Here is a 24,782-nt window from a genome sequence, read left to right on the forward strand (position 1 = left end):
GCCGCCTGACTTCATTCAATGGGCCGCCCGGAAAGCGTGATGAGCAGCTTTTTCAGAACATATCTATTGCCCGGACTGGTGTTCCAATCCGTCATTATCGGTGGCGGTTATGGCACCGGACGAGAGATCGCCGAGTTCTTCCTGTCGCATGGCGCGGTGGGAGGCTTGGCCGGCTTTCTGGTAACCGCCGCGGTCTGGGCGGTGCTCCTGGCATTAGGTTTCGAGTTTGCCCGCCTGACCAAGGGGTATGACTACCGGACCTTCTTCAAGGCCTTGCTGGGGCCGTTCTGGCGCCTGTTTGAAATTCTCTACCTCCTGATCGCCCTGCTGGTCTTGTCGGTGCTCGGATCCGCTGCCGGTCACATGGTGGCCGAGGCCTTCGGTGTCCCGACCATGGTCGGGGCGCTTGGGCTGCTATTGGCGATCGGGACATTGGCCTTTTTTGGCAGCACGGCTATCGCCCGGATCATGGCGTGGTGGTCGGGGCTTCTTTATGCGCTTTATGGTGTTTTCTTCGTCTATGTCTCTGTCTCCTATGGCGATGCGATCACGACGGCGCTGGCGACCGGGCAAAGCGAAGGGGCCTGGTTGCTCGATGGTGTCCGCTACGCCGCCTATAATCTGATCGCTTTCGCCGCCGTTCTGTTCGTCTTGCCGCAACTGAAGACGCGGCGCGAGGCGTTCACCTCCGGCGCGCTGGCCGGCTTGATCAGTGTTGTGCCGGGCATCCTCGTCTTTCTGGCGATGCTGGCCCGTCATCCTGAGATCCAGGACCAGGCCGTTCCCGTCGTCTATCTCCTGCAGATGCTGAATGCGGTCTGGCTGAGCATGCTCTTTCAGATCGTCCTTTTCGGGACCTTTGTGGAAACCGGGGTCGGCATCATTCACGCCATCAATGAGCGGATCGAGACCGCGCTGAAGGTCGGCGGCCGCCGCTTTCCGCCCCTGGCCCGCTTTGGCCTGGCGGTCGGATTGCTGGCAACCGCGATCTTCCTCGCGGAAGCGATCGGCATCATAGACCTGATCGCCAGCGGCTATGGCGTTCTGTCGTACGCGTTCATCGCGATCGTGGTGCTGCCCCTGCTCACGCTCGGTGTTTTCAAAATCGCAACGACCCCAAAAAATGAAGTGGAGGACTCCCATGTCGCTCGCCAGTAGAACTGAGGACCTTCCCAGCCCGGTCGCGCGCGATACCGGGCTCGCTGCCGTGCAGCTGCGCGCGCCCTATCTCATCTATTTCGGCGATGTGCAGGATACCGGGCACGCCAAGACGGGCCTCGGCCTGATCCAGTGGCGCCCGGAAGCCTGCGCCGGTCAGCTTCGTTCCGATGGGTGCCAGGTCGATGGCGGCCTGGTCGACTTGTCGATCAGCGAGGCGGCCCGAGCGGGTGTCGGATCGATTGTGATCGGTGTGGCGTCTGAGGGAGGGGGCATTCCGGACGCCTGGGTGGGCGATCTCGCTGCCGCGGCTCGGGCTGGTCTGGATGTTGTTTCGGGCATGCATGTCCGGCTGGGTGATTTCCCGGGGATCGCCGCTGCGGCCCGGGCCTCGGGCGCGCGGTTGATTGATGTCCGCACGCCGCCGCAACGCCTTCCAGTTGGCACGGGCGTGAAACGACCCGGAAAACGTCTCCTGACGGTCGGTACTGACTGTGCCGTCGGCAAGAAATACACGGCGCTGGCGATCGAGCGGGAAATGCGAAATCGCGGGCTGGATGCCGATTTCCGCGCCACCGGTCAGACCGGCATCATGATTGCCGGCAGTGGAATTCCGCTCGATTGCGTCATCTCCGACTTCCTGTCAGGCGCGGCCGAAATGTTGTCACCGGCTGCAGCCGAAACGCATTGGGATGTCATCGAAGGCCAGGGGGCGCTGTCCCACCCAAGCTTTGCCGGTGTGACCCTTGGCTTGCTGCACGGCTCCCAGCCGGATGCGCTGGTCCTGTGCCATGACCCGTCGCGGGAATTCCTGCTCGGGACCGGCGCAGGGGTCGATTATCCCGTCCTGTCGGTAACCGACGCGATGGCGCAATGCCTGCCCTTCGCGCGCCGGGTTAATCCGGATGCCTGCTTTGTCGGCCTTTCAGTGAACACCTCGATGTTCGCAGAAGCGGAACGACAGGCGTTGCTCGACCGGTATGAGCAGGAGACAGGCCTGCCAGCCGTCGATCCGATCAAGGACGGTGCCGGTCTGATTGTCGACAAGGTTTCTTCGGTAACGGGAGTATGAGTATGCGTGTGAGCGTCCACCGCGAAAGCTGGCCCATGCTGGCGCCTTTCGTGATCACCGGTCATGTTTTTGACAGCCTTGAATCCGTTGTCGTCACCCTCGAGCAGGATGGCGTCGTCGGGCGCGGGGAAGGCGTGCCGGTTTACTATCTGGACGAGGACGCGCCGGGATTGCTGGAGCAGATCGAGGCGATCCGCCCGGCTCTGGAAGCAGGGCTGACGCGCGACGCGCTGCAGGACCTGCTGCCCGCTGGCGGTGCCCGCAATGCTGTCGATTGCGCTCTCTGGGATATTGAGACCCGCAAGACGGGCAAGTCCATCTGGGAGCTGACCGGGATCAAACCGGCTCCCCGGAAGACCGCTTACACGCTGGGCATCCAGGAGAAACCTGAAATGATGGCGGCCCAGGCGGCCGCAGCCAAGGGCTATTCGCTGATCAAAGTGAAGCTGAATGATGTCGACCCGGTCGAACGCGTCGCCGCAATTCGCAAGGCGCGCCCGGATGCCGAAATCATCATCGATGCCAATCAGGGCTTCACGATCGACTTGCTAAAATCGGTACTGATTCCCTTCGCGGAGCTTGGGGTGGCGATGGTCGAGCAGCCTCTGCCGCGTGGCGACGATGCGGCGCTTGAAGGCTTTGTCTCGCCCATTCCCCTGTGTGCGGACGAGAGCTGCCTTCATCGCGGTGAGCTTGCCACGGCGCTCAAGCGCTACGACATGATCAATATCAAGTTGGACAAGACGGGCGGCCTGACCGAAGCGCTGGCGCTTGCTCAAGCAGCGCGCCAGGCGGGCAAAGGCCTCATGGTCGGTAATATGCTCGGCACGTCCCTGTCCATGGCGCCAGCATTCGTGATCGCCCAATTGTGTGATTTCGTGGACCTGGATGGTCCGCTGAACCTTAAATCCGACCTGCCGACCGGCATGGTCTACAGCGGTGGAACGGTCAAAACTCCCCAATCCGGCTTCTGGGGATGAGTGATTGCCGCACCCTTCCTGTCCGGTGTTCCGACCCCGCTAACGAGCCGGGAAGATGATCGCGCCCGACAATGTCTTCGGCCTGCTCGCGGCCCTGCTCGCCATCTGCGCGATGGCCGCCGGGCTTGAGCGGACGAATTGGGGCAAGCGCCTGTCCGGGGCCGGCATTATCCTGCTCGTCGCCCTGGCGGGAGCGCAGTTCGGCGTGTTGCCGCGCACCGCTCCGCTCTATGGGGCGATCTGGACCTATCTGGTTCCGCTGGCAATCGCGCTGTTTCTGCTGAAGGCAGACTTGGTCAAGGTGTTCAGCGAGGGTGGACGGGTCCTGATTGCCTTCCTGATCGGCATGGCCGGGACTGTATTCGGAGCCTGGCTGGCGACGCACCTTGTCGATCTGGGGGATAGTGAAGCCGCGATCGCTGCCGTCTTCACGGCAACCTATACCGGAGGCTCGCTGAACTTCGTGGCCGTCGCGGAAGCGGTCTCTTTCGATGACAGCTCACAGCTCTCGGCGGCGCTTGCCATCGACAATATTTTCGGTGTCGGCTTCATCATCATGCTCAATCTGGCGGCGGGCTGGTCGGTCCTTCAGCGCCGTTATGGCTGGCGCATGGAGACGGTCCGGCGGGTCGAGCCAGTGGCGGATGCCGGGCCGGATACGCCAATCAGCCTGTTCGGCCTGACCACGGCCCTGGCTGTTGCGGCGGCCGCGGTGGCACTCAGCGGTCTGGCAGCCGAGGCACTTGGCATCCCGGAATACACGCTTCTCATCATCACGGTTCTGGTGACGGTTGTCGCGACGGCCGGGCGGTCCTGGCTGGCGGGGCTGCGCGGTGAGGTCTTGCTGGCGATGATGTTCATGTACCTCTTCTTCGCGATTATCGGCGTTGGCGCGGATATCGGTGCGATGCTGAGCGCGGCACCGGGCATGTTCGTGATGGTCGGATGCATCTTCGTCTCGCATCTCGCCTTCATGCTGATCGCCGGCCATGTCCTGAAGCTGAACTATGCCGAGCTGATTACCGCATCGCTGGCCTGTATCGCCGGTCCGCCCATCGCGGCGGCGATCGCCATCCTGTTCAAATGGCGCAATCTCGTTGCGCCTGGAATTCTCACCGGAATTCTCGGTTATGTGCTGGGAAATTTCGTCGGGATCGGAATGTTCGCCCTGTTGCAGGGTGGAGCACCGTGACCGTTGTTTTGGTATCCAAGAGAGGGAGGCTCGCATGCCTTTCGGAACACAGTTGAAGTGGCTGACCGCTGCGCTGGCGGCGCTCAGTTGTGCCTCGGCCTTTGCCCAGGACACGCCGATCGATCCGGCCGATCCCGCCGTCATCGACGGCGCAGTCGCGACGCCGGAAACGGAGCCTGTCACAGCACCGACCGAAGCCGGTTCGCCCAGCCTGACCCGCAGCGATGTTGACGCCTGGCTGGACGGCTTCATGCCCTATGCCTTGTCGGAAGGTGATATCGTTGGAGCCCAGGTGACTGTCGTTCGCGACGGTGAAATCCTGACCAGCCGCGGCTATGGCTATGCCGATCTCGCTGAACGGCGCCCGGTTGATGGCTACGAAACCATGTTCCGGCCAGGCTCGATTTCCAAGCTCTTCACCTGGATTTCGGTCATGCAGATGGTCGAGCAGGGGCGTCTGGATCTCGACGAGGATGTGAACACCTATCTCGACTTCGAGATTCCCGCGACCTTCGGCGAGCCGGTTACCATGCGTCACCTGATGACGCACACGCCGGGTTTCCAGGAGCGCTTCCGCAATCTCATCATCGGTGATCCCGAGCTGGCCCTGCCACTGGAAGATTTCCTGAAGCAGGCGGCGCCGCCTTCGCAGATTTTCCCGCCGGGCGAAACGCCGGCCTATTCCAATTACGGTACGGCTGTGGCCGGCTATATAGTGCAGCGCCTCGCGGGCCAGCCTTTCGAGGACTATGTCGCCGCGCAGATCTTCGAGCCGATGGGCATGGATCTGGCGACCTTCCACCAGCCCCTGCCGGAGCGCTTCGAGCCTTACATGTCCAGCGGCTATATCAACGCAGCCGACGGCGAGGCCCAGTATTACGAGCTGGTGCCGATGGCTCCCGCCGGATCGATGGCTGCCAGCGGTGAAGCGATGGGCCGTTTCATGATTGGTCTGCTCGAGCGCAATCCTGATGTGCTCGCGCCTGCGACCTGGGAGCAGATGTATGAGACGACCTACCAGCTGACACCGCCGCTGAATGCGATGGCACTGGGCTTCTGGGAGCTCGACAAGGGCGGTTTGCGCATTCGCGGCCATGGCGGCGATACCGGCTTCTTCCACTCCGACCTCAACGTCATGCTGGACGAGAATGTCGGCATCTATGTCGTCGTGAATTCCTCCGGTGCCGGTGCCGGGCCTTTGCGCTTCGCCGTCACGGCGAGCTTTGCCGAACGCTATTTTCCGGAGACGGTCGAGCCGGTCGGTCCGCGCCTCGAAACGGCGATGGAGCACGGCGCGATGGTTGTCGGGGAGTATGAGAGCTCCCGCACGGTAGTGACCAATTTCGCCGCCATCCTGCGCTTTCTCGGCCAGGAAAGCATTTCCATGAATGCCGATGGCGATCTCGTCTACATGATGTTTGGCAAACCCACTGTGTGGCGTGAAGTCGAACCCTTTGTCTGGCGCCATGTTGATGGCTATGAGCAGCTCGCCGCGACCTTCGATGAAGACGGCACGCTCGCCTATGTCACCTTTGAACCGGTATCGCCGATCATCCATCTGATGCCGGCGCCCTGGTACCGGGCGGGTTCGCTGGTCACGCCGCTCTTGTTCCTGTCGCTTGGCCTCCTGCTGGTGACGCTGATCCTGTGGCCCGTGCGGGCGATTGTGCGCTGGCGCTACGGGAAAGCCTTTCCGCTCAGCGGTCGAGAAGCGATGTCCTACCGTTTGGTCCGTGTTGGTATCGCCCTGGTCTTCGTCTTCCTGACGGCCTGGTTCATGCTTTTCCAGACCCTGTTTTCGGATCTGGCAGGCTTGGGCTCCGGCTTCGGCACCCAGCTCTTCCTCACCATGGCGATGCAGCTTTTGCTCTATATCGCCGTCGCGGCGGCGGTCTGGAATACGCTGACCGTCTGGCGCAGCCGCCAGAGCTGGTTCGCCAAGCTCTGGAGCGTCATCATCCCGCTCATGATCCTCTTCGTGATCCTGTTTGCCGGGCTGAATGGTTTGCTCAGCTGGGAGACGAATTTCTAGCACCACGCAAATCTGGATCTGAAAGGCGGCGGGGAAGCTGGCATGCGTGCCCAGCTTCCCCGCCGTTCGTGTGTCGACGCCGAGATCTGGCTTTTATGGTCGAACGGGTGGACGCAGCCCGCAGCGGTCGCGCCGTGCTATTTCGACAGGTGCCGTCTCGACGAAGTTCCTGCGAGGGCTTGCCGCGAACCCTCAAAACGGGTGGTGCGAATCCGGACGCCCCGAGACTAGCGTCCCGCAACCTCCACCCCACCCCCTTCGAGACCAGTCAGGTTTTGTCTGACACCACCTCTTGGAGACTGGAGCGAACCTTCAAGACGGGTAGCCCGATCCTTGCCTTCCAGAGACCACCTCGCGCCAAACTCCGACCACCCTCTGGCGCGCGGTTGATCACGAAGGTGAAGTGCTGGAAGCCTATGTCACCAAGCGCCGGGATCGCAAGGCAGCATTGAGATTTTTGCGCAAAACGATGAAGCGGTATGGCAATCCCGATGTCGTCGTGACCGACCGGTTGCGCTCCTATCGGGCAGCGATGAACGTCATCGGTAATCCTGGCCGCCAGGAGACTGGCCGCTGGCTCAACAACCGGGCGGAAAACTCGCACCTGCCGTTCAGGCGAAAAGAACGAGCGATGAGCAAATTTCGCAGCTTCGAAACGCTCCAGAAATTCGTTTCCACTCACTCATCCGTCCACAACCATTTCAGCCACGAACGCCACCTAAACCGCAGAGGAACATTCAAGCAAAACCGATCCGCCGCCCTAGCCGAATGGCGCCAACTCGCCGCCTGATCGTCGGAGAAGGCGCTACGTTCGAGACACCTTCGCTTTAGTCTGACAGCACCCCGTGCTTCGATATCCGTTCGCCTTTACCTGCCACCGCCGACTTGGCGAATTGTGGCATCGGCTGGCGATCTAAGTCAGGTTGACGGGGATTCTTGGGCCGCGAGGCCTTCGTCCAGCAGCTTCCGCCGAACGGCTCATGTCCAGAAGTGCCGTCTCGAGATTACGAGCGAACCGCTCGGCATTGCACAAGGGTGAAGCAGCCACTTCCTGGCGCAGCGATTGGCGTATTGCGCGCAGTGCATCGTGATCGCTGGCCAGAGTAACTGTTTTCTCAATGTATTCCGCGTCGCTGCAGGCGATCCACTCGGTGCGACCGATATTGGTCAGGTGGCTTGCCGAGTGTCGCCCGGCGAAGGTCGGGCCAGGAAGTGTGACCACGGGATTCCCCATCCAGAGCGCTTCGCAAGTGGTGAGACCGCCCGAGTACGGCCATGTATCCAACGCAATGTCACAGTGATTATAGCTTTCCATCAGGTCGGCGTGCGGCGACGCCGGCTCCATCGAGATCCGATCGGCCCGGATTCCATGAGATTCAAACCAGCCGCGCACCCGTTCACGGGCGTTTGATGAGGTAAAACCGCGGCCCTTCAAGCGAAGTCTGCTATCCGGAAGCTTCCGGAGAATCTCCGACCAAAGACCGACGACCACCTCGTTGACCTTCGCTGGATTATTGAAGCTACAAAAGGTGATGTGCTGATTAGCGATGAAGGGCGATGACGCCACGGGCGCTGCATATTCGGGCGGCTCATAGACCACATAGCCGTCCGGCAAGCGGTATATATTTTCCGAAAAGCGAAACTCCTCCGCCGCGGGCACTTCAACGGTGTCAGCCAATAGCCAGTCAATGGCCTCCATCCCGGTCGTGTTGTACAGGCCCCCGACCCACTTGGCTTGAACCGGCGCCGGCGTTCTTGCGACAACGGCCGGCCGACCTTGGTTTGTACCTGCCATATCGATAAGAATATCAAGGTCATCTGCCCGAATGACTTTGGCGACGTTATCATCGGAAGCGCCGCTGATGTCACGCCAGACACTGCTGATCTCTTTGAGGCGATTTGTGAAATCGTCTCGGCGGCCCCCATTGCTGTACACGAAGAACTGAACGTTGAGCCTGTCTACCTTTTCAAGGCCAGCGAGCGATAGATACAGGGTCGGATGACGATGAAATGTCCCGGATAGAAGTCCGACTCGCAAAGGTTTGCTGACATTTGGGCGATGGCGGCGTCTTGACTGCGTGATATCGCGCGAGATGGATTTGGCGTGTGAATCGATTTCCGCGCGGATATCCTCTGCAGTTGCGTCCGGTGCGTAGTGCATTGCCATAACAGCATTGCCGATAAGCATCGGATCAGAGGACTCCAGTTCCGTTGCCTTTCTGAACTCCTGATAGGCCTCCGCAGGCCGACAGGTTTCCTGCATTATCAGGCCGAGTATATTCCTGGTCCGCCAGCTCGTTTCACCCAACCCGATGGCTTTTTGAACGCATTGTTCGGCTTTGTCATAGGAGCCGGCTGTGCGGTGTGCTGCCGAAGCGAGCGACCATAGGGTGCCGTCATGCGGAGCCAGCGCTTGTGCGCGTCGTAGCCATTCCAATGCGCGCTCAATTCGCTCTGCTGAGATGCATGATGTGGCGGCTGCCTTGAGCGCCGTGGCTTCGGCATCTGGCGTGTCGAGCCGCTTAAGCGCTTCTGCATACAGTCCCACATTCTGAGCGCTCGTGGGCCAGGCCGACACCAAACTCCCGGCGGCCTCGATTGCGGCTTTATGTTCGCCCAACCGCATCAAGCACACGCAGAGCATATAGTAATCTGTTTCATTGTGGCGCCCCAATCGACGCGCCATCCTCAGTGATCGCTTCGCATCAACAAGGTTGCCCAACGCAAACTGAACCGACCCCAAATGTGCATGGTAATCCGGATTTCGTGAATTGACCTGGAGGGCGCGTTTGCAGCTTGTGCAGGCCGATCTGAGGTCGCCGGCCATTGCCTGGGCGGCAGCCAGGGCGGTCAAGGATTCAGCCAAAGCGCCAGCTTTTGGCGAGCCTCGATTTGCAATTGCTTCTGCACGCTGCAACTCCCTGTTGCGGCCGCAGTCCAAAATTGCCGTGACGTCGGGATTGTCATTGTTCAGAGTGAATTTGAAATTCAAGCTACTACGCTTTTTCATGGCTATAATTATCGTTTTATATCTGACGGTTAATGGTGATCAGCTTGTGCTGCCCGCACGGACGTGATGCGCTGGCCGGATGCGAAAACCATTTGGGTTGTCACCTAAAACCATGCCTAGCTTCCCAATCAATCCAACGCCCTGATCAATCGATAGAATTTGTTTAACATGAACCAGCCGCTGCCTTTTCAAGCCCGGACCGGGTGTCCCGCCTGTTCGGGTGAAGCGGGTTCCTTGGGATACGCTATCAGCAATGTACCTGCCAATAGCGTGCGCATTCACCGCTCTGAATCTGCAGCGTCCAGTATTCCAACCGGCGATATTGACCTCGCCGGATGTCTGTCCTGCGGCTTTATCTGGAACACTGCATTCGATCCGGACCTGGTCGAATACTCGTCAGATTATGAGGCGACGCAGGCGTACTCCGAGACTTACAGGCGGTTTTTGCGCGCGCAAGCTGATGAACTCGTTGAAGCCTATGGACTTCGCAATAAGCGGATTGTCGAAATCGGGTGTGGCCATGGAGAATTTCTGGCCGAGATTTGCGAAGCCGGCGAGAACTTCGGGATCGGGTTTGATCCGGCGTTCTCTGCAGATCGGGCGCCGTCCATAAAACGCGGCAGCTTCGAAGTCAGGGCCGAGCCCTTCGACGCAAATACGAAGCTTCCCGAAGCTGATTTCATCTGTTGCCGGAACACTCTGGAGCACTTGGCAGACGTTGGTGAATTCGTCTCGGGCCTGCGTGCGGTGATCGGTGAAAGCGGTGAGCCGCTCGTTTTCTTCCAGGTGCCTGCATGGGAACGCATTGCGGCAGAGGGTGCGTTCTGGGACATTTATTACGAGCATTGTTCCTATTTCACGGCGGCTTCATTGACCGCCCTCTTCGAGCGCAATGGATTCGACGTTCTGTCCTGCGAACGCAGTTATGGCGAACAGTATCTCTCCTTGCTCGCACGCCCGGCCCGGGATTCGGGACGCCCCCCGCTCGCCTGCGGGAGCGGTTTCGGAGACCTGATCGAAGCCGGCCATCGTCTGCAGCAAGAAGTCAAAGAGTGGACGACGCTCCTCTGCGACCACTCAACCGGCAGCGGGCCGACCATTCTTTGGGGTGGCGGCTCAAAGGCGGTCGCGTTGTTGACGACTTGCGACATCGCTGACGGTGTTCACGGCGTCGTTGACATCAATCCATACAAGCAAGACGCCTACCTTCCGGGTTCCGGCGTCCGGGTCATGGCTCCCGAGGCGCTCAAATCGGTGAAGCCCGAGCGGGTTGTCGTCATGAACCCGATTTATGTGAAGGAGATCCGCGCCCGTCTTGCCCAGCTGGATGTGACGACTCAGGTCATCGGATTAGGCGTTGAATAAACTGCGGCAACGCGACGAATTGGATCGTTTAGGAACATGACTACGAAAATTGAAGTCTGCATACCGGCTTGGAATGAGGCCGAAAACATTGCCGCGACGATCGACGCCCTGAACAAGCAGACTTTCAGGGATTTCCGCATCAGCCTGTTCGACAATAATTCCGATGATGCCACTATCGACATCGCTCGCGAGACCGTGCGCGACATCGATTTGCGTGTGTATGGGCGTACCCACAACATTGGGCAGAACGCCAATATCAACCGGATGGTGCTCAATACGGAGTGCGAATTCGTCGCGCTTGTGAGCGCCAATGACCTGGTTTCTGAGAACTATCTGGAAGAGTTGCACGGTGAGCTGGATCGCGATCCGGGTGTGGGCAGCGCCTACAGTCATGCAATCTATGTCGACGACAATGGAGCGCCTTTCCCGAGCCAGCCGACCAACTGGGAATTCTTCTCGCTGCTCCACGACGATCCTGTCGTGCGGGCACGCGGCTCGATTGAAAAGTACTGTCAGGCGACGAATTTCTTTGCCCTCTACCGCAAAAGCATTCTCGACCGGATGCAGCCGCAGCCCTTTTGCTATGGCGGTGACCACATATTTGCCTGCGAGGCTGCGCTGTACGGGAAAGTGGTGTGCAACACGACCGCCAGCGTGCGCCGCAGTGTCCCGCCAGGGGCCGAGTCTGCCGGTAAACGCATCGATCACTTGATCAGGCTGTTTTCAATGGATCAGCAGCGTGGCCTGCAAGGCAATTCGAAAATGGGTGCGTTTGACCGCATCACCCCGCTGTTCGATATGTTCCATGGCTATCTGGAGATGCTCAGGTTATCCGATCTGCCGCATGATGACCGAGCACGGTTGGTGAACGCTGGCGGCGAGGCCTTTTTGCGGCGATATGGCGGCGGGCTGGATAGCGACTTGAAACGTTTCAAGCCAATCGCGAAACAGATTGCAGAGGCGGTGCAATCGAATGATATCCTTACGCGGATGATGGCACGCCATGCATTACGTAAGATAGATGAGTGCCTGTTCATCAAACACGATGCCGAACTCGTCGAGATTCGAACCCGCCTTTCAAACGTTTACTGCGTTTAAGTTGCTTGATTTCGCTCAGGATTGGCGCCATTCAACGGTGCCACGCAGTCAGCGAGTGAATTTGTGAAAGTAGTTATTTTGGCAGGGGGGCGGGGCTCACGCTTGGGTGAGGCAGCATCTGGCAGGCCTAAAGCGCTTGTTGAAATTGCTGGCGTACCGGTGATCGAGCGCGTCATGGCGATCTATGCTGCGTATGGGCATACCGACTTTATTGTCGCCACCGGCTTCAGGGCCGATCAGATATCTAATCATTTCGAGGAAAGCCCGTCCATCGATGCCCGATGCGTAGGGTCGCGGGCGAACTGGTCTGTCGACTGCGTCGATACGGGCGCACTGACTGCAACGGGCGGTCGGATCAAGCGACTAGCATCCCAAATCGGGGGCGAGCCTTTCATGTTGACGTGGACCGACGGGTTGGCGGATCTGGAGGTGGACCGCCTTCTGAGCTTTCATCGCAGCCATGGCAAGCTGGCAACCGTGACCGCCGTCCGTCCACCGCCGCGTTTTGGCCATCTATTGATTGAAGGAAGCCGGGTTTCGGCGTTTGAAGAAAAACCCGAAGCGAGGGAAGGGTGGATCAATGGAGCATTCTTTGTGCTCGAACCTGGCGTGCTCGACTACATCGACGGTGATGATACCGCGTTCGAACGCGGGCCCCTCCCGGCGCTCGCACGCGACGGTCAATTGATGGCCTATCGGCACGAAGGGCGCTGGAATTGCCTGGATACACCCGCTGATGTCGAAGCGATGGAAACGCTCGCTCATGACGGCATTCTGCCAGGCCCCGCAAGACAATGAACGGGGCTCGAATACTGGTAACAGGTGACCGTGGGTATTTCGGAAGCATTCTGGTCCCCATGCTTGTCGAACATGGGTATCGGGTCAGCGGAATCGACCAGCGATACTATGATGGTTGTGCGTTTGGTGAATTTCAGCCTGTCGTGGACTCGCAGCGAAAAGACATCCGCGACATCACCGAAGACGATTTGTGCGGCGTCGACACGGTTATTCATCTCGCTGCGCTTTCCAATGACCCGCTCGGCGACATCAATCCCCAGTTGACGCTTGCGATCAATCACGAAGCGTCCGTCCGACTGGCCCGGCTTGCGAAAGCGGCGGGCGTTCGGCGGTTTGTGATGTCGTCGAGCTGCAGCACTTATGGCAAGGCTGGCGATCAGGTGATCTCGGAAACGTCGCCACTGAATCCGGTCACACCTTACGGGTTGTCCAAGACACTGGCGGAGGTCGGCATTGCCGACCTGGCTGACGATTTCTTCTGCCCCGTCTTCCTGCGCCACGCCACGGTATACGGCTTAGCGCCCATGTTAAGGTTCGATCTCGTGATCAACAATCTGGTGGCCTATGCGGTTGCCACCGGGCAAGTGTTTATGAAGAGCGACGGCAAAGCCTGGCGTCCACTCGTGCATATCGAAGATGTCTGCGCCGCCTGTATCGCGGCCGCGTCGGCCGATGCGAAACTCGTACGCAGCGAGGTCTATAATATTGGGCGAACGGAAGATAATTATCAGATATTCGAAGTCGCCGAGATGATTGCCGCGGCGGTTCCAGGGGCGCGAATTGAATATGCCGACGGCGCCAGCCACGATGAACGTTCATACAATGTCGATTTTACCAAGGCGACAACGGAATTGCCCGGCTTCGAGCCGAGATGGACTGTTCGGCGGGGTATCGACCAGTTGGCTGATGCGTTTATCGGGGCGGGCTTGCGTAAAGAAGACTTCGAAGGCCGGCGCTATAGCCGTGTCGCTCGGATCACCGATCTGATGCGCACTGGCACCCTTGATGAAAAATTGTATTGGCAGGAACCCTCCACGCTCGCTACCGGCTAAGGTTGATCGATGTTTGTGCCCGTTTCACGTTGCCGCTCTTGCGGCAGCGACACGCTGTTCTCGGCCCTCACCCTCGGTACGACGCCTCTGGCGGACGGGCTCGTCAGCAGTGAACACGTTGATGCGGCGGATCCAACGGCGCCACTTGCCTTGGTCACGTGTGCAGACTGCAGCTTGGTTCAACTGTCCGGAACGATCGCGCCGGACATACTCTTCCCTGCCGACTATCCCTATTATTCTTCAGTTTCGCCACGCCTGATGGCGCACTTCGCCGAAAGTGCGCAATCTCTAATCCAATCTCGTCAGCTGGGCGTGAACTCGATGGTGGTCGAGGCGGCGAGCAATGATGGATACTTCCTGAAGCATTTTCAGGCTTCCGGCATCCCAGTGCTTGGCATTGATCCTGCGCGCGGCCAGGCCGAACAAGCGCGTGCCCTCGGTATTCCGACCCTTGCATCGTTCTTCAATGCGAGCCTCGCGGCGACGCTCCGCCACAAGGATGGCGTCGCAGCTGACCTGTTTCTGGCGAATAATGTTCTCGCTCATGTGCCGGACATCAACGATTTCGTTGCGGGTATCGCTATCCTGCTGAAAGAGGATGGCGTGGCCGTTATTGAAACGCCTTACCTCTTGGACCTGATCGACAATGCCGAGTTCGACACCATCTACCATCAGCATGTGTTCTATTATTCAGTGACCGCGCTTGAACGCCTATTTCTAAGACATGGCTTGGTTATCAACCAGGTCGATCCAATCGGGATTCACGGTGGGTCAATTCGCATTTTCGTCTCGAAAAATGACAAGATGACTGACGGGTCAAAGGCGGCCTTCCTCGCGAGAGAAGCGGAACGCAGACTCAATGAACCGGCGCTCTATTCCGGCCTTCAGGCCAGCGCCGCACGAGTTCGACACGATCTTACAAGCCTGTTGGCGTCGCTCAAGGCGGATGGCGCCCGCATCGTCGGATATGCGGCTGCGGCAAAGGCCACGACGATGATGGCTTATTGCGAGATCGGGCGAGACCAGCTCGATTACCTTGTTGATCTTAGCCCGGCGAAGCATGGGAAGTTCATGCCTGGCAGCCGGATTGGAGTCTTTCCGACGGAAAGACTGCTCGAAGATCAACCGGACTATCTGCTTATCTTGGCGTGGAATTTCGCTGAAGAAATCATGCATCAACAATCTGAGTATCGACGTCGCGGCGGTAAGTTCATAATCCCGGTGCCGGAATTGCGCGTCATCAACTGATCGATTTAAGGCACTCTGTTTGTGACATCTGTCCGATGAACTTGCCGCCAGTTGATCGGCTTCCGGGGCGTGGACTGGACAAGGATGCGGGTCTGCAACTCAAGACAAGGTCGGGCGCCGCCACCGCCCCTGATCGGCGAGGCCGGCCGGCAGGAGATTGTGGCTCTGGCCGGATGTCTCGGCCTTGAGGCCTGAGTTACGATTGACGCCCGACTTCGAATATCATCGCCCATTCGCCCAACAGCACCGTCTGGAATGCTCCCTTGTCTCGGACGGTTGAGTGTGGACGATGGTTCCATCGATGACACCTAGCCCCCGGGAGGACGGTATGAGCCAGCGGACGATCGTGATCACAGGGGGTGCCGGCGTGCTGGGCCAGGCTGTCGCCCGCCGGGCCTGCGCCAATGAAGACAGGGTCGTCCTGCTTGATCGTGCGGAGATCAGTGAGTCTGCGGATCTGGCCGGGGATGTCCGCATTGGGGGTGTTGACTTGACCGACACCGATTCCGCTGGCGAGGCCTTCGCGTCGATTGCCAAGAATTGCGGCGGTCTGGACGCGCTCCTAAACATTGCCGGCGGTTTCGCCTGGGAAACGCTTGAGGATGGTTCTGTCGACAGCTGGGAGCGCATGTTTGCGATCAATCTGCGCACGGCCGTGACGGCCAGCAAGGCCGCCTTGCCCTGGTTGAAAGCCAGCACCTCAGGTCGGATCGTCAATGTCGGAGCCGCCGGGGCGGTCAAGTCGGACATGGGTATGGGCGCGTATGCAGCGTCAAAGGCAGGCGTGGCGCGTCTGACGGAAAGCCTGTCACGCGAACTGCTGGGCCGGGTCACCGTGAACGCGGTCCTGCCCTCCATCATCGACACCCCGGCCAATCGCGCCGACATGCCCGATGCAGACCCGTCTGACTGGGTGGCTCCGGATGATCTCGCGGCGGCTATCCTCTTCCTCGCCAGCGAAGACGCCCGCGCCATCACGGGAGCTTTACTGCCTGTGACAGGACGTGTCTGAGGGCAGGCTGGCCTGATCACCTGATCCACCTAATCTGCGTGCAAAAGGGGGCTGTCGGAGCGGCCCGGCCCTGCAGCCGCAAGTCTGGGGTGGAGTCACCTATGATCAATCGCATCGTATCCGGGCGGCACAGCTCGCTCGTCAGCCTGCTCATTGCCTGCTTGTCGGTGGCCGGCGCATCGGCCCAGTCCGCTGACCGACCGCCCCTGGCGACGGAGGCTGAGGTTCGCAATGCGTATCGCGTATTGCAGGAATGGGTCACAGCCTATGTTGAAGGCGATGACCTGGCCCACCGTCAACTGACGCATGAGCGAATTCGCCAATGGTATGATCGCCGCCGCTGGCGCGACATCATGCGGGGCGCCCGGGCCCGGAATGGCGAGCTTGTCGCCTTTAACGTGACCATGGCCGGTCCGGTTGATGCTGAGCGTCTGCCCTGTACCGAGATGGGGCATTGCTATCGCCGCGGGCTGCAATATGCGATTTTCGCGATCGAAACCGAATACGAAACGGCGAGCCCTCCGCAGCCGGAATTTGCTGTGATGGCGATGACCGATCAGGGCTGGCGCTTTGCCGGAGGGACGATTCTCAACCGGCCCATGGGAGAAAGCCTGCTCATTCTCGACCGCGCCGATGAGCGCCGCTACCGGCCCAATCTCATGATGCTCGAGGATTTCTGAGGGCAGGCTTGCCGGGCAACCGGGCGCCTGCGAAATATTGGCCTTGGTGGAGGGCAAGGGCGATGGGACGCATGGTTCGACATTTCCGGATCCTGGCGGGATGGGTGGTCTTTGCCACCGTCCTCCTCGCCGCAAACTCAAGCGCCCGCGCCGATGATGTGACCGTGTTCGCGGCCGCCAGCCTGCGGACCGCGCTGGACGAAATCGGGGATGCCTTCGAGCGGGACACCGGCCACCGGCTCACACGGGTCTATGCCGGCACGCCAGTTCTTGCGCGGCAAATTGCGCAGGGGGCGCCGGCGGACGTTTTCATTGCTGCGAACATCGACTGGATGGACTGGCTGGAGGCGCAGGGGCGGGTGGTTTCCGATACGCGCCGTGATCTGGCTGGAAATCAGCTTGTGGTGATTGCTCATGGCGCGGATTTGTCGCCCTGGAACGAACTTGGCGGGGAGGCGTGGGTGGACATTCTGGACGGTCGGCCGCTGGCCATGGCGCTGGTTGACGCTGTTCCGGCGGGTCTTTACGGCCGGGCGGCGCTCGGCTCTCTTGGGCTTTGGGACGAGGTCGGCGGGCATGTCGTCCAGACTGACAATGTTCGGGCCGCCCTGGCGCTTGTAGCGCTTGGCGAAGCGCGGCTCGGGATTGTCTACCGCAGTGATGCCCGCGCCGAACCTCGCGTTTCCATTCTTGGCGTCTTTCCCGAGGACAGCCATCCGCGCATTCGCTACCCTGCGGCACGGGTGGCGGGCCGCGAGCACGCGGCCAGCGAGGCCTTGCTCGATTATCTGCAGAGCGCGGCCGCGCGCGAGATCCTGCGGCGACAGGGTTTCGTCGTCGATGATGACTAGCGGGGCAGGCGCATGGATTGGCTAGGGCCGCAAGAATGGCAGGCCGTCCGCCTGTCGCTGCAGGTTGCGGCCTGGGCGACCCTGCTCAGCCTGCCGCCCGGGGTCTGGGTCGCTCACCTTCTGGCCCGGGGGCAGTTTCCCGGACGGTCTGTCCTCAATGCGCTGGTCCATCTTCCGCTCATCCTGCCACCGGTTGTCACCGGCTATCTTCTGCTCTGGGTCTTTGGAACACAGGGTCCGGTCGGGGCCGTGCTGGAACAATTCGGACTGGTTCTGGCCTTTCGCTGGACCGGGGCTGTGCTGGCCGCCGCGGTGATGGCCTTCCCATTGCTTGTTCGCGCCATCCGGCTTTCAATCGAAGCGGTCGACCCGCGCCTGGAGCAGGCAGGGGCGAGCCTCGGTGCGTCCCCCCTGGCCGTCTTTGCGACCGTTACCTTGCCGCTGGCCCTGCCGGGTATTCTCGCAGGTATGGTGCTGGCCTTTGCCAAGTCGATGGGCGAGTTCGGGGCGACGATCACCTTCGTGTCCAATATTCCCGGCCAGACCCAAACCCTGCCCACGGCGGTCTATGCCTTCCTGCAAGTCCCCGGCGGTGAGGCGTCTGCCCTGCGCCTGGTCGTCATCTCGGTGGTGATCTCGATGGTGGCCTTGTTGGGGTCGGAATTTCTGGCCCGGCGCGTGAGCCGGCGAGGCAGGGTTTCATGACCCTTTCTGTCGATCTGCGGCACAGCTTTGGTGATTTCAGCCTCGACGCCCGCTTCGAGGCGCCCGCGGGCATCACCGTCCTTTTCGGTCGGTCCGGCGCCGGCAAGTCGAGCCTGGCCGGTGCCGTTGCCGGCCTGTTTCGGCCAGAGGCCGCGCGCATCAGCCTCGACGGCGAGACCCTGGTCGATACGCAGCGTCGTGTCTTCCGGCCGCCGCATCGCCGCCGCGTGGGGTGCGTGTTCCAGGATGGTCGCCTCTTCCCGCACCTCAACGTCCGCCAGAATCTGCTCTACGGCCACCGCTTTGCATCAGGCTGGCAGGCCGAGGCGCGCGACTTTGATCCCATTGTCGAGATGCTTGGCCTGGAGGCCTTGCTGGAAAGAGGCACGACCGACCTTTCCGGCGGTGAGCGTCAGCGTGTGGCGCTGGGGCGGGCGCTCTTGTCCAAGCCGCGTCTTCTGATTGCCGATGAACCCCTGGCTGCCCTGGATGAGGGGCGCAAGGCCGATATCCTTCCCTATTTCGAGCGCTTGCGGGACGAGCTTGGGATCCCGGTTCTCTATGTCAGTCATTCCGCCTCGGAAGTGGCTCGTCTGGCCAGCCGGGTCATTGTCCTGGAGGCTGGGCGTGTCATCGGCGAGGGGCGGGCGGAAGATGTGCTGGCCGCGCCGGGCCTCTTGCCAGGCGGGGATTCTGGTGTTGCGAGCATTCTCGGCGGCCGCGTTCGGACTCGTCATGCCGATGGTGTGACGGAAGTCGAAGTCGGTGGCCTGCCTCTCTTCCTCTCCGGCATCGGCTTGCCTGCCGGCACCACGGTCCGGCTTCGGGTTCGGGCGTCTGATGTGATGATTTCGCTCACAAGGCCTGAGGGTTTGTCGGCTCTCAATATAATCCCGGGAATCGTCGAGCGTGTGATGCCGGGCGATGGCTCTGGCGCGATCGTGCGCCTCCGGGCGGCTGCCGGCACCATCCTTGCCCGCCTGACCCGGCGGTCAATCCGCGCGCTGAACCTGTCGGAAGGCACGGCCTGCCACGCCGTTATCAAGTCGCTCGCAATTGCCGAGGCTGATATCGCCCGATCCGGGCCGCAGGTGAATGTCGCTCCGGAGCAGGAAGTCGGCTAGATCACCCGCATGACTGAAGCCGCAAAATTCGAGATTTTCCTGGCTGTTGCGCCCGGGCTGGAAGCCGTTCTCCGCGAGGAGCTGGTCGAGAAGGGCTTTCGCAAGCCCAAATGCGTGCCAGGCGGCGTTACAATTGTTGGCGGCTGGCGTGAGGTGTGGCGCGCCAACCTCGAAATCCGTGGCGCCAGTCGTGTTCTGGCGCGCATTGCGAGCTTTCGGGTCGTGCATCTGGCACAACTCGACAAGCTGGCCCGGGAGGTCGACTGGGCGCATGTGCTGCGCGCGGATCGGCCGGTGCGGGTCGAGGCCAGCTGCAAGGGCTCGAAAATCTATCATGCCGGCGCCGTCAGCGAGCGGGTCGGCAAGGCCATCGCCGGTGCCCTCGATGTGCCGATTGAAGAGGACGCGCGGGTCTGTGTTCGGGCGCGGATCGAGGACAATGTCTGCACCCTGAGTGTCGATACGTCCGGCGAGCTCCTGCATCGCCGCGGATTCAAGGCCGAGGTCAACAAGGCGCCGATGCGCGAGACGCTGGCGGCATTATTTCTGCGAGCCGCAGGCTTTGACGGCAAACAGGCGCTGGTCGATCCAATGTGTGGTTCCGGGACTTTCGTGATCGAGGCGGCCGAGATGGCTGCCGCCCTTGTGCCCGGGCGGGGGCGATCCTTTGCCTTCGAGGACCTTGTGAGTTTCGACGCTGCCGCATGGCAATCCGTGCGGCAAGCCAGCATGCGGCGGGCCGGGGAGTTGCCAGCCCTGCGGATGGCATTCGGGTCGGACCGGGATCCCGGCGCGGTCCGGATGAGCGGGGCCAATGCTGAACGCGCCGGTGTTGCAGGCCATACCCGTTTCCTGCAAACCGATATCCGCGAGATCGAACCGCCGGACACCGATCCCGGCCTGGTCATCGTCAATCCGCCGTATGGAACGCGGATCAGCAACAAGAAAGCGCTCTACGACCTCTATGGTGCCTTCGGCGATCGCATGCGGTCGCATTTCGGCGCTTGGCGCATCGCGCTGATCACCACGGATACCGCTCTGGCCCGGGCGACGCGATTACCCTTCGAGGCGCCGGTCGGCCCGGTCGATCATGGCGGGCTGAAAGTCCGTCTTTACGTCACGCCGCCGCTGCCGATGGCGGGCTAGTCAGAACTGACGGCAATCTCGAAGGGGCCAACCGGCAGGCCGGCCTGGTCGTAGAGCGGGCAGAGCGGTGCATCGGCCCAGCAATAGCGAACATGGCTCACCGCTTCTCCGTCTTCGGCGAGATCGAGGATGATGCGGTTCTCGACAAGGCGTGCTGTCGCGAAGCGACATCCGGAGACGGTGCAGGTTTCGAAGCCGCCCGGCTGATCCGTGCTCATGGCGCGCAGGCTGCCCTCGACATCGGCAAAGCGCAGCATAATCCGCTCGTCTTCGATCCTGGCCGAGCGCGGACGGGCGCCCCAGGCGGTGCCGGGAGCGTCGTGCAGGACGTGCAGGGCGGCGCGGGCGGCCCGGCGTCCAACCTCTTGTTTGTTGGGCGGATGAATGTCGAGCCGGTCACCGATATCGATCGTGACCACAAGACCGGCAAGTGGATCGGCTTCGGCGACCCGGCGCTGGGCATCGCGAACCCGGGCCCAGCCGGACGCCACCGGCTGGTCCGCGAGGCTGCCGAAATTTGCCAGCTGGACGATCAGGGCTGGCATTTCGGCGCCAAATTGACCGCGCCAGTCTGCCAGCAAGGTAGTGAGCAGATCCTCATAGGCGTCCGCGCGACCGGTATTGGACTCGCCTTGATACCAGATCATCCCGGCCAGGCGGGTCTGCTCCAAGGGCGCAATCATGCCGTTATACATGCCGGTCAGACCGCCGACCGATTCCCAGGGCGCGCGGGGCGGTGAGCCGATCGAGGCGGGAACCCGCGCATAACGCCAACCACCTGAGAGCGGGACTTCGCTGCCATCCGAGAAGCGCAGCTTGACCGCCTCGTCCGGTCCGACCATTCCGCCCGCGCCCCAGCCGTTGAGCACATTGATCGCAATGGTATTGGTGCCGGCGCGCAAGCCACCCTCCGGCAGCTCATAGGAGCGCCGGGACCCCCAGCCGAAGGTCGCGCCCACGAAAGTGCCATTGACCCAGCTGGCATCGACTTCGTCGATCCCGCCAAGATCGATCCAGGCATGCTGTGCCGCCTGGTCGGCAGTCAGCTCCACCTGCCGCGTGAACCAGACCATGCCAAGATAGTCCGCCATTTCCGGTACATCCCAGCTGCGCCAGTCGCCCATTTGCTCGGGGGCAGGCTGGCCCGGGTCCGCCAGAACGGCTTCGTCGGACCAGGGTGTCGTTCCGGCCGTGGACTGCCACCAGGCTTCCCATTGCGCTCCGAAGTCCGCGCTCGCGGCAGCGTGGTCGATGCCATAAAGCGCCAGGGCGTTCAGCGGGGCGTCGAAGCTGCCAAGTGTGGCCAGCCCTTCGGCGCTGATCCAGGCTTCGATTTGAGACCCGCCCCAGGACGCATCGATCAGGCCCATCGGGACGTTGACCCGGCTTTGAAGCTCGCGGGCGAAGAAGTAGCAGACCGCTGAAAAATCGCCCACGCTTTGGGGTGAGGCGACCTGCCAGCCATTCGCGTTGGCGTGGTCTGGTTGTGGGGTGACCCGGCTTTCATGCTCGATCGTGAGCAACCGGATCGCCGGATTGTGCGGCCCGGAAATTTCTCGCCCCGGATTGAGCGCCCGGGCGACTTCGAACTCCATGTTGGACTGACCTGAGCACAGCCAGACATCACCGACCAGTACATCGTCGACCCGCTGGCCGAGGCCGGCGGAGGTCATGGCTTCCAGGGTCAGGCGCTCTCCGGCGGCGTGCGGTGCGAACTCCGCTTGCCAGCGACCGTCATTGCCGGCTGTCGCGTCCTGGACATCCTCACCCAGCGTGACTCTCACCGTGCTACCTGGCTCGGCCTCGCCCCAGACCGCGACCGGCTGGTCGCGCTGAATGACCATGTGATCGGTAAAGAGGGGATCGAGCAGGCCCGTATGGGTCTGGACTGCCTGGCGTTCAGTGTCCCCGTCCGAGGCCCCCGTATCGCTGGATGAGCAGCCCGCCAGAGCGACGGCGAAAGCGAGAGCGAGGGCGGGCAGACGGGCGGAAGGCAGTCGGGCAGAGCACAGTGGGGTGTGGGCAATCATGGGACGTGTCCGGTTCAGCGGCTGACGGGAGAGGGCTCAGTCCTGGGTGGAATGGCGCCATGATGGGCAATGGCATGACTGGCCCGGCGGCAGGCGGCACCAAGCGCCGTCTCAAGCGGTGTGCCGGAGGCCAGCGCGCCAAGCAGGCCGGCATTGAAAGCATCGCCGGCACCGGTGGTGTCGACGACGCGCTGTGGTGGGAAGGCGGGAATATGGGTGGGTGACGCGCCTCCGGATACCGCGTGGCAACCCTCGGGGCCATCCTTGAGGATGACGGTTTCAACCCCCAATGCTTGCCAGCGCGCCAGATGGCCGGTGGTCTCCAGGCCGGGATGGAGCAAGTCTTCGTCCGAGCGGGTGGGCAGGGCGACATCGGTCACCGCGGCAAAGGCGTCAAAGGCGGCTTGTGCCGCGTCCGGGCCGGGCCAGCCGGCGGGTCTGTAATTGGGGTCAAAGGCGACTTTCCCACCGCCGGCCCTCACATCTTTTGCCAGCGCAATCAGGCGCTGACGGGCATCGCTCGGCAAAATGGAGAGTGTAATGCCGGACAAGTAGAGCCAATCGGCTTGTCCGGCCGCCGCAAGCGCGGTGGCGATGCCGGGCAGGCTGAACAGGTCGCGTGCCGCCGACTGGTCACGCCAGTAGTCGAAGCTGCGCTCGCCCGCTGTATCTGTGCGGATGGCATACAGGCCCGGCCGTCGATCGGGATGACGCAGCACATGCTCTGTCCCCAGGCCTTCATCGCGCCAGGCGGCGACCATCGCATCGGACCAGGCATCGGTGCCAAGCGCAGTGATATAGTCGACGCGGCAGCTCTGGCGGGCCAGGCCGATTGCCGTGTTCAGTGTATCGCCGCCCTGGCCCAGCCGCACGGTTTCGCCAAGCACGACCGTTTCACCGGCGCCGGAGAGCTCAAGCATCGCTTCGCCGATGACGGCAATATGCGGGCGCCGGGTCATGTCTACCAATTCCACATCGATCCGTCGGTCAGGCGGGCGACGGGGAGTTGTTTGGGGTCATAGGGGTATTTGGCCGCCAGGGTCTCGTCGATGTCGACGCCATGTCCGGCTGTTTCGCCAGGGTGGAGATAGCCATCCGCGAAGCTGTAGGCGTGCGGGAAGACGGCATCAGTCTCCTCGGAGTGACGCATATATTCCTGAATCCCGAAATTCGGTACCCACAGGTCGAAATGCAGCGCCGCACCCATGCAGGCGGGCGACAGATCGGTGGCGCCATGGGCGCCGGTGCGCACCTGATACAGAGCGGCCAGTCCGGCGATCTGTCGCAAATGGGTGATGCCGCCCGCATGGACCACAGTCGTCCGGATAAAGTCGATCAGCTGTTCCTCGATCAGGGTGCGGCAGTCATGTATGGAGTTGAAAATTTCGCCGACGGCCAGCGGTGTGGTGGTGTGCTGGCGGACAATCCGGAAGGCTTCCTGGTTTTCTGCTGGTGTGCAGTCTTCCATCCAAAACAGGCGATAGGGTTCGAGCGATTTTCCCAGGCGCGCAGCCTCGATCGGGGTCAGCCGGTGATGCACATCGTGCAGGAGCTCGATTTCGGGTCCGTAATTGGCCCGCAGGCGTTCGAAGAGCCTGGGCGCATGATCAAGATAGGCCGGCGTTGACCAGACGGTTTCCATGGGCAGTGCGCTGTCGGCGGGTTCGTAATAAAGCCCGCCCATGCCGACGCCATAAGCGCCCTTCACGCCGGGCACACCGGACTGGGCCCGGACCGCCTTGTAGCCCATCTCCTGATAGCGCCCGACCGCATCAACCGTTTCTTCAATGTCAGCGCCATTGGCATGACCGTAGACCAGCACGCCATCACGCGAGGCGCCGCCGAGCAATTGGTAGAGAGGCAGGCCGGCGGCCTTGGCCTTGATGTCCCAGAGCGCCGTGTCGACCGCAGCAATGGCCGACATGGTCACCGGTCCGCGACGCCAATAGGCTCCGCGATAGAGGAATTGCCAGATGTCCTCGACCCGGTGCGCATCACGGCCGATCAGGAGCGGGATGACGTGATCTTCCAGATAGGCGACGACCGCTTTCTCGCGGCCGTTGAGCGTGGCATCGCCTATGCCGTGAAGCCCTTGATCAGTCAGTATTTTCAGGGTCACAAAGTTTCGGCCGGGACAGGTTACGATGACCTTGGCATCCGTGATCTTCATCGTGAGCTCCGACCTGTTTACTTGTCGGACAATTGATTGACGTGCCACTGCAGCTCTGT

The 24,782-nt window shown here is 61.4% G+C and carries 20 protein-coding genes and 1 pseudogene; 17 read left to right on the forward strand and 4 right to left on the reverse strand.

Annotated features, from left to right (window positions below; all coding sequences use genetic code 11):
- The first annotated feature begins 39 nt into the window (after positions 1-39).
- From Q0X62_RS00175 to Q0X62_RS00200, 6 genes and pseudogenes are all read left to right on the forward strand, one after another.
- Positions 40-1,158 (forward strand): hypothetical protein, encoded by a 1,119-nt coding sequence (locus Q0X62_RS00175; RefSeq protein WP_297730332.1) that lies wholly within the window; start codon positions 40-42, stop codon positions 1,156-1,158.
- Between the two features lie 49 nt (positions 1,159-1,207).
- Complete coding sequence (locus Q0X62_RS00180) at positions 1,208-2,230, forward strand: DUF1611 domain-containing protein (protein WP_366946080.1); 1,023 nt, start codon at positions 1,208-1,210, stop codon at positions 2,228-2,230.
- Positions 2,231-2,232: 2 nt separating this feature from the next.
- Positions 2,233-3,210 (forward strand): N-acetyl-D-Glu racemase DgcA, encoded by a 978-nt coding sequence (dgcA, locus tag Q0X62_RS00185; protein ID WP_297730336.1) that lies wholly within the window; start codon positions 2,233-2,235, stop codon positions 3,208-3,210.
- A 55-nt stretch (positions 3,211-3,265) separates the two neighbouring features.
- A complete protein-coding gene (locus Q0X62_RS00190) occupies positions 3,266-4,402 on the forward strand; it encodes a DUF819 family protein (RefSeq protein WP_297730338.1) in 1,137 nt (378 codons plus the stop codon).
- A 34-nt stretch (positions 4,403-4,436) separates the two neighbouring features.
- On the forward strand, positions 4,437-6,434 hold the full coding sequence (locus tag Q0X62_RS00195) for a serine hydrolase (RefSeq protein ID WP_297730340.1): 1,998 nt from the start codon (positions 4,437-4,439) through the stop codon (positions 6,432-6,434).
- A 373-nt stretch (positions 6,435-6,807) separates the two neighbouring features.
- Positions 6,808-7,224 (forward strand): annotated as a pseudogene (locus Q0X62_RS00200) (DDE-type integrase/transposase/recombinase); the annotation flags it as partial.
- 123 nt (positions 7,225-7,347) lie between these two features.
- On the opposite strand, the gene Q0X62_RS00205 reads toward Q0X62_RS00200, so the two are convergent.
- A complete protein-coding gene (locus Q0X62_RS00205; protein ID WP_297730342.1) occupies positions 7,348-9,444 on the reverse strand; it encodes a hypothetical protein in 2,097 nt (698 codons plus the stop codon).
- A 168-nt stretch (positions 9,445-9,612) separates the two neighbouring features.
- On the opposite strand from Q0X62_RS00205, the gene Q0X62_RS00210 reads away from it, so the two are divergent.
- From Q0X62_RS00210 to Q0X62_RS00260, 11 genes are all read left to right on the forward strand, one after another.
- Positions 9,613-10,809 (forward strand): class I SAM-dependent methyltransferase, encoded by a 1,197-nt coding sequence (locus Q0X62_RS00210; RefSeq protein WP_297730344.1) that lies wholly within the window; start codon positions 9,613-9,615, stop codon positions 10,807-10,809.
- A gap of 36 nt (positions 10,810-10,845) precedes the next feature.
- Positions 10,846-11,907: a glycosyltransferase family A protein gene (locus Q0X62_RS00215; RefSeq protein WP_297730347.1), complete on the forward strand. Its 1,062-nt coding sequence runs from the start codon at positions 10,846-10,848 to the stop codon at positions 11,905-11,907.
- 63 nt (positions 11,908-11,970) lie between these two features.
- Positions 11,971-12,705, forward strand: coding sequence for a sugar phosphate nucleotidyltransferase (locus tag Q0X62_RS00220; protein ID WP_297730349.1), 735 nt, complete (start codon positions 11,971-11,973; stop codon positions 12,703-12,705).
- Positions 12,702-13,757 (forward strand): NAD(P)-dependent oxidoreductase, encoded by a 1,056-nt coding sequence (locus Q0X62_RS00225; protein WP_297730351.1) that lies wholly within the window; start codon positions 12,702-12,704, stop codon positions 13,755-13,757. The genes Q0X62_RS00220 and Q0X62_RS00225 overlap by 4 nt, the downstream gene beginning before the upstream one ends.
- 9 nt (positions 13,758-13,766) lie before the next feature.
- Positions 13,767-15,005 carry a class I SAM-dependent methyltransferase gene (locus tag Q0X62_RS00230; RefSeq protein ID WP_297730353.1) on the forward strand — a complete coding sequence of 413 codons (1,239 nt, stop codon included), beginning with the start codon at positions 13,767-13,769 and terminating at the stop codon, positions 15,003-15,005.
- 328 nt (positions 15,006-15,333) lie between these two features.
- The gene (locus tag Q0X62_RS00235; RefSeq protein WP_297730355.1) at positions 15,334-16,017 is read left to right on the forward strand and encodes an SDR family NAD(P)-dependent oxidoreductase; all 684 of its coding nucleotides are present in this window, start codon (positions 15,334-15,336) and stop codon (positions 16,015-16,017) included.
- Positions 16,018-16,118: 101 nt separating this feature from the next.
- Positions 16,119-16,697 carry a hypothetical protein gene (locus Q0X62_RS00240; RefSeq protein ID WP_297730357.1) on the forward strand — a complete coding sequence of 193 codons (579 nt, stop codon included), beginning with the start codon at positions 16,119-16,121 and terminating at the stop codon, positions 16,695-16,697.
- Between the two features lie 71 nt (positions 16,698-16,768).
- Positions 16,769-17,548 carry a molybdate ABC transporter substrate-binding protein gene (gene modA, locus Q0X62_RS00245; protein ID WP_297730359.1) on the forward strand — a complete coding sequence of 260 codons (780 nt, stop codon included), beginning with the start codon at positions 16,769-16,771 and terminating at the stop codon, positions 17,546-17,548.
- A 12-nt stretch (positions 17,549-17,560) separates the two neighbouring features.
- A complete protein-coding gene (gene modB / locus Q0X62_RS00250) occupies positions 17,561-18,253 on the forward strand; it encodes a molybdate ABC transporter permease subunit (RefSeq protein WP_297730361.1) in 693 nt (230 codons plus the stop codon).
- Positions 18,250-19,377, forward strand: coding sequence for a molybdenum ABC transporter ATP-binding protein (gene modC / locus Q0X62_RS00255; RefSeq protein ID WP_297730363.1), 1,128 nt, complete (start codon positions 18,250-18,252; stop codon positions 19,375-19,377). The genes modB and modC overlap by 4 nt, the downstream gene beginning before the upstream one ends.
- 9 nt (positions 19,378-19,386) lie before the next feature.
- A complete protein-coding gene (locus Q0X62_RS00260) occupies positions 19,387-20,523 on the forward strand; it encodes a class I SAM-dependent RNA methyltransferase (RefSeq protein WP_297730365.1) in 1,137 nt (378 codons plus the stop codon).
- On the opposite strand, the gene Q0X62_RS00265 is transcribed toward Q0X62_RS00260, so the two are convergent.
- Genes Q0X62_RS00265 through manD form a run of 3 tightly spaced genes read right to left on the reverse strand, consistent with a single transcriptional unit; the run spans position 20,520 to position 24,723 of the window.
- Entirely contained in the window at positions 20,520-22,553 is a 2,034-nt protein-coding gene (locus tag Q0X62_RS00265; protein ID WP_297730367.1) for a sialate O-acetylesterase, read from the reverse strand. The two genes, Q0X62_RS00260 and Q0X62_RS00265, sit on opposite strands and share 4 nt — an antisense overlap.
- Positions 22,554-22,567: 14 nt before the next feature.
- Positions 22,568-23,512, reverse strand: coding sequence for a sugar kinase (locus Q0X62_RS00270; RefSeq protein ID WP_297730369.1), 945 nt, complete (start codon positions 23,510-23,512; stop codon positions 22,568-22,570).
- A 2-nt stretch (positions 23,513-23,514) separates the two neighbouring features.
- Positions 23,515-24,723 (reverse strand): D-mannonate dehydratase ManD, encoded by a 1,209-nt coding sequence (manD, locus tag Q0X62_RS00275; RefSeq protein ID WP_297730371.1) that lies wholly within the window; start codon positions 24,721-24,723, stop codon positions 23,515-23,517.
- Positions 24,724-24,782: the final 59 nt, after the last annotated feature.

The organism is uncultured Maricaulis sp. (assembly GCF_947259345.1).
GTDB lineage: Bacteria > Pseudomonadota > Alphaproteobacteria > Caulobacterales > Maricaulaceae > Maricaulis.

What these genes read in the sequence shown, in the direction of transcription:
- Q0X62_RS00175 (WP_297730332.1), top strand. Translation starts at nt 40, where the DNA reads ATGAGCAGCTTTTTCAGAACATATCTATTGCCCGGACTGGTGTTCCAA.
- dgcA (WP_297730336.1), top strand. Translation starts at nt 2,233, where the DNA reads ATGCGTGTGAGCGTCCACCGCGAAAGCTGGCCCATGCTGGCGCCTTTC.
- Q0X62_RS00190 (WP_297730338.1), top strand. Translation starts at nt 3,266, where the DNA reads ATGATCGCGCCCGACAATGTCTTCGGCCTGCTCGCGGCCCTGCTCGCC.
- Q0X62_RS00195 (WP_297730340.1), top strand. Translation starts at nt 4,437, where the DNA reads ATGCCTTTCGGAACACAGTTGAAGTGGCTGACCGCTGCGCTGGCGGCG.
- Q0X62_RS00205 (WP_297730342.1), bottom strand. Translation starts at nt 9,444, where the DNA reads ATGAAAAAGCGTAGTAGCTTGAATTTCAAATTCACTCTGAACAATGAC.
- Q0X62_RS00210 (WP_297730344.1), top strand. Translation starts at nt 9,613, where the DNA reads ATGAACCAGCCGCTGCCTTTTCAAGCCCGGACCGGGTGTCCCGCCTGT.
- Q0X62_RS00215 (WP_297730347.1), top strand. Translation starts at nt 10,846, where the DNA reads ATGACTACGAAAATTGAAGTCTGCATACCGGCTTGGAATGAGGCCGAA.
- Q0X62_RS00225 (WP_297730351.1), top strand. Translation starts at nt 12,702, where the DNA reads ATGAACGGGGCTCGAATACTGGTAACAGGTGACCGTGGGTATTTCGGA.
- Q0X62_RS00230 (WP_297730353.1), top strand. Translation starts at nt 13,767, where the DNA reads ATGTTTGTGCCCGTTTCACGTTGCCGCTCTTGCGGCAGCGACACGCTG.
- Q0X62_RS00235 (WP_297730355.1), top strand. Translation starts at nt 15,334, where the DNA reads ATGAGCCAGCGGACGATCGTGATCACAGGGGGTGCCGGCGTGCTGGGC.
- Q0X62_RS00240 (WP_297730357.1), top strand. Translation starts at nt 16,119, where the DNA reads ATGATCAATCGCATCGTATCCGGGCGGCACAGCTCGCTCGTCAGCCTG.
- modA (WP_297730359.1), top strand. Translation starts at nt 16,769, where the DNA reads ATGGTTCGACATTTCCGGATCCTGGCGGGATGGGTGGTCTTTGCCACC.
- modB (WP_297730361.1), top strand. Translation starts at nt 17,561, where the DNA reads ATGGATTGGCTAGGGCCGCAAGAATGGCAGGCCGTCCGCCTGTCGCTG.
- modC (WP_297730363.1), top strand. Translation starts at nt 18,250, where the DNA reads ATGACCCTTTCTGTCGATCTGCGGCACAGCTTTGGTGATTTCAGCCTC.
- Q0X62_RS00260 (WP_297730365.1), top strand. Translation starts at nt 19,387, where the DNA reads ATGACTGAAGCCGCAAAATTCGAGATTTTCCTGGCTGTTGCGCCCGGG.
- Q0X62_RS00265 (WP_297730367.1), bottom strand. Translation starts at nt 22,553, where the DNA reads ATGATTGCCCACACCCCACTGTGCTCTGCCCGACTGCCTTCCGCCCGT.
- Q0X62_RS00270 (WP_297730369.1), bottom strand. Translation starts at nt 23,512, where the DNA reads ATGACCCGGCGCCCGCATATTGCCGTCATCGGCGAAGCGATGCTTGAG.
- manD (WP_297730371.1), bottom strand. Translation starts at nt 24,723, where the DNA reads ATGAAGATCACGGATGCCAAGGTCATCGTAACCTGTCCCGGCCGAAAC.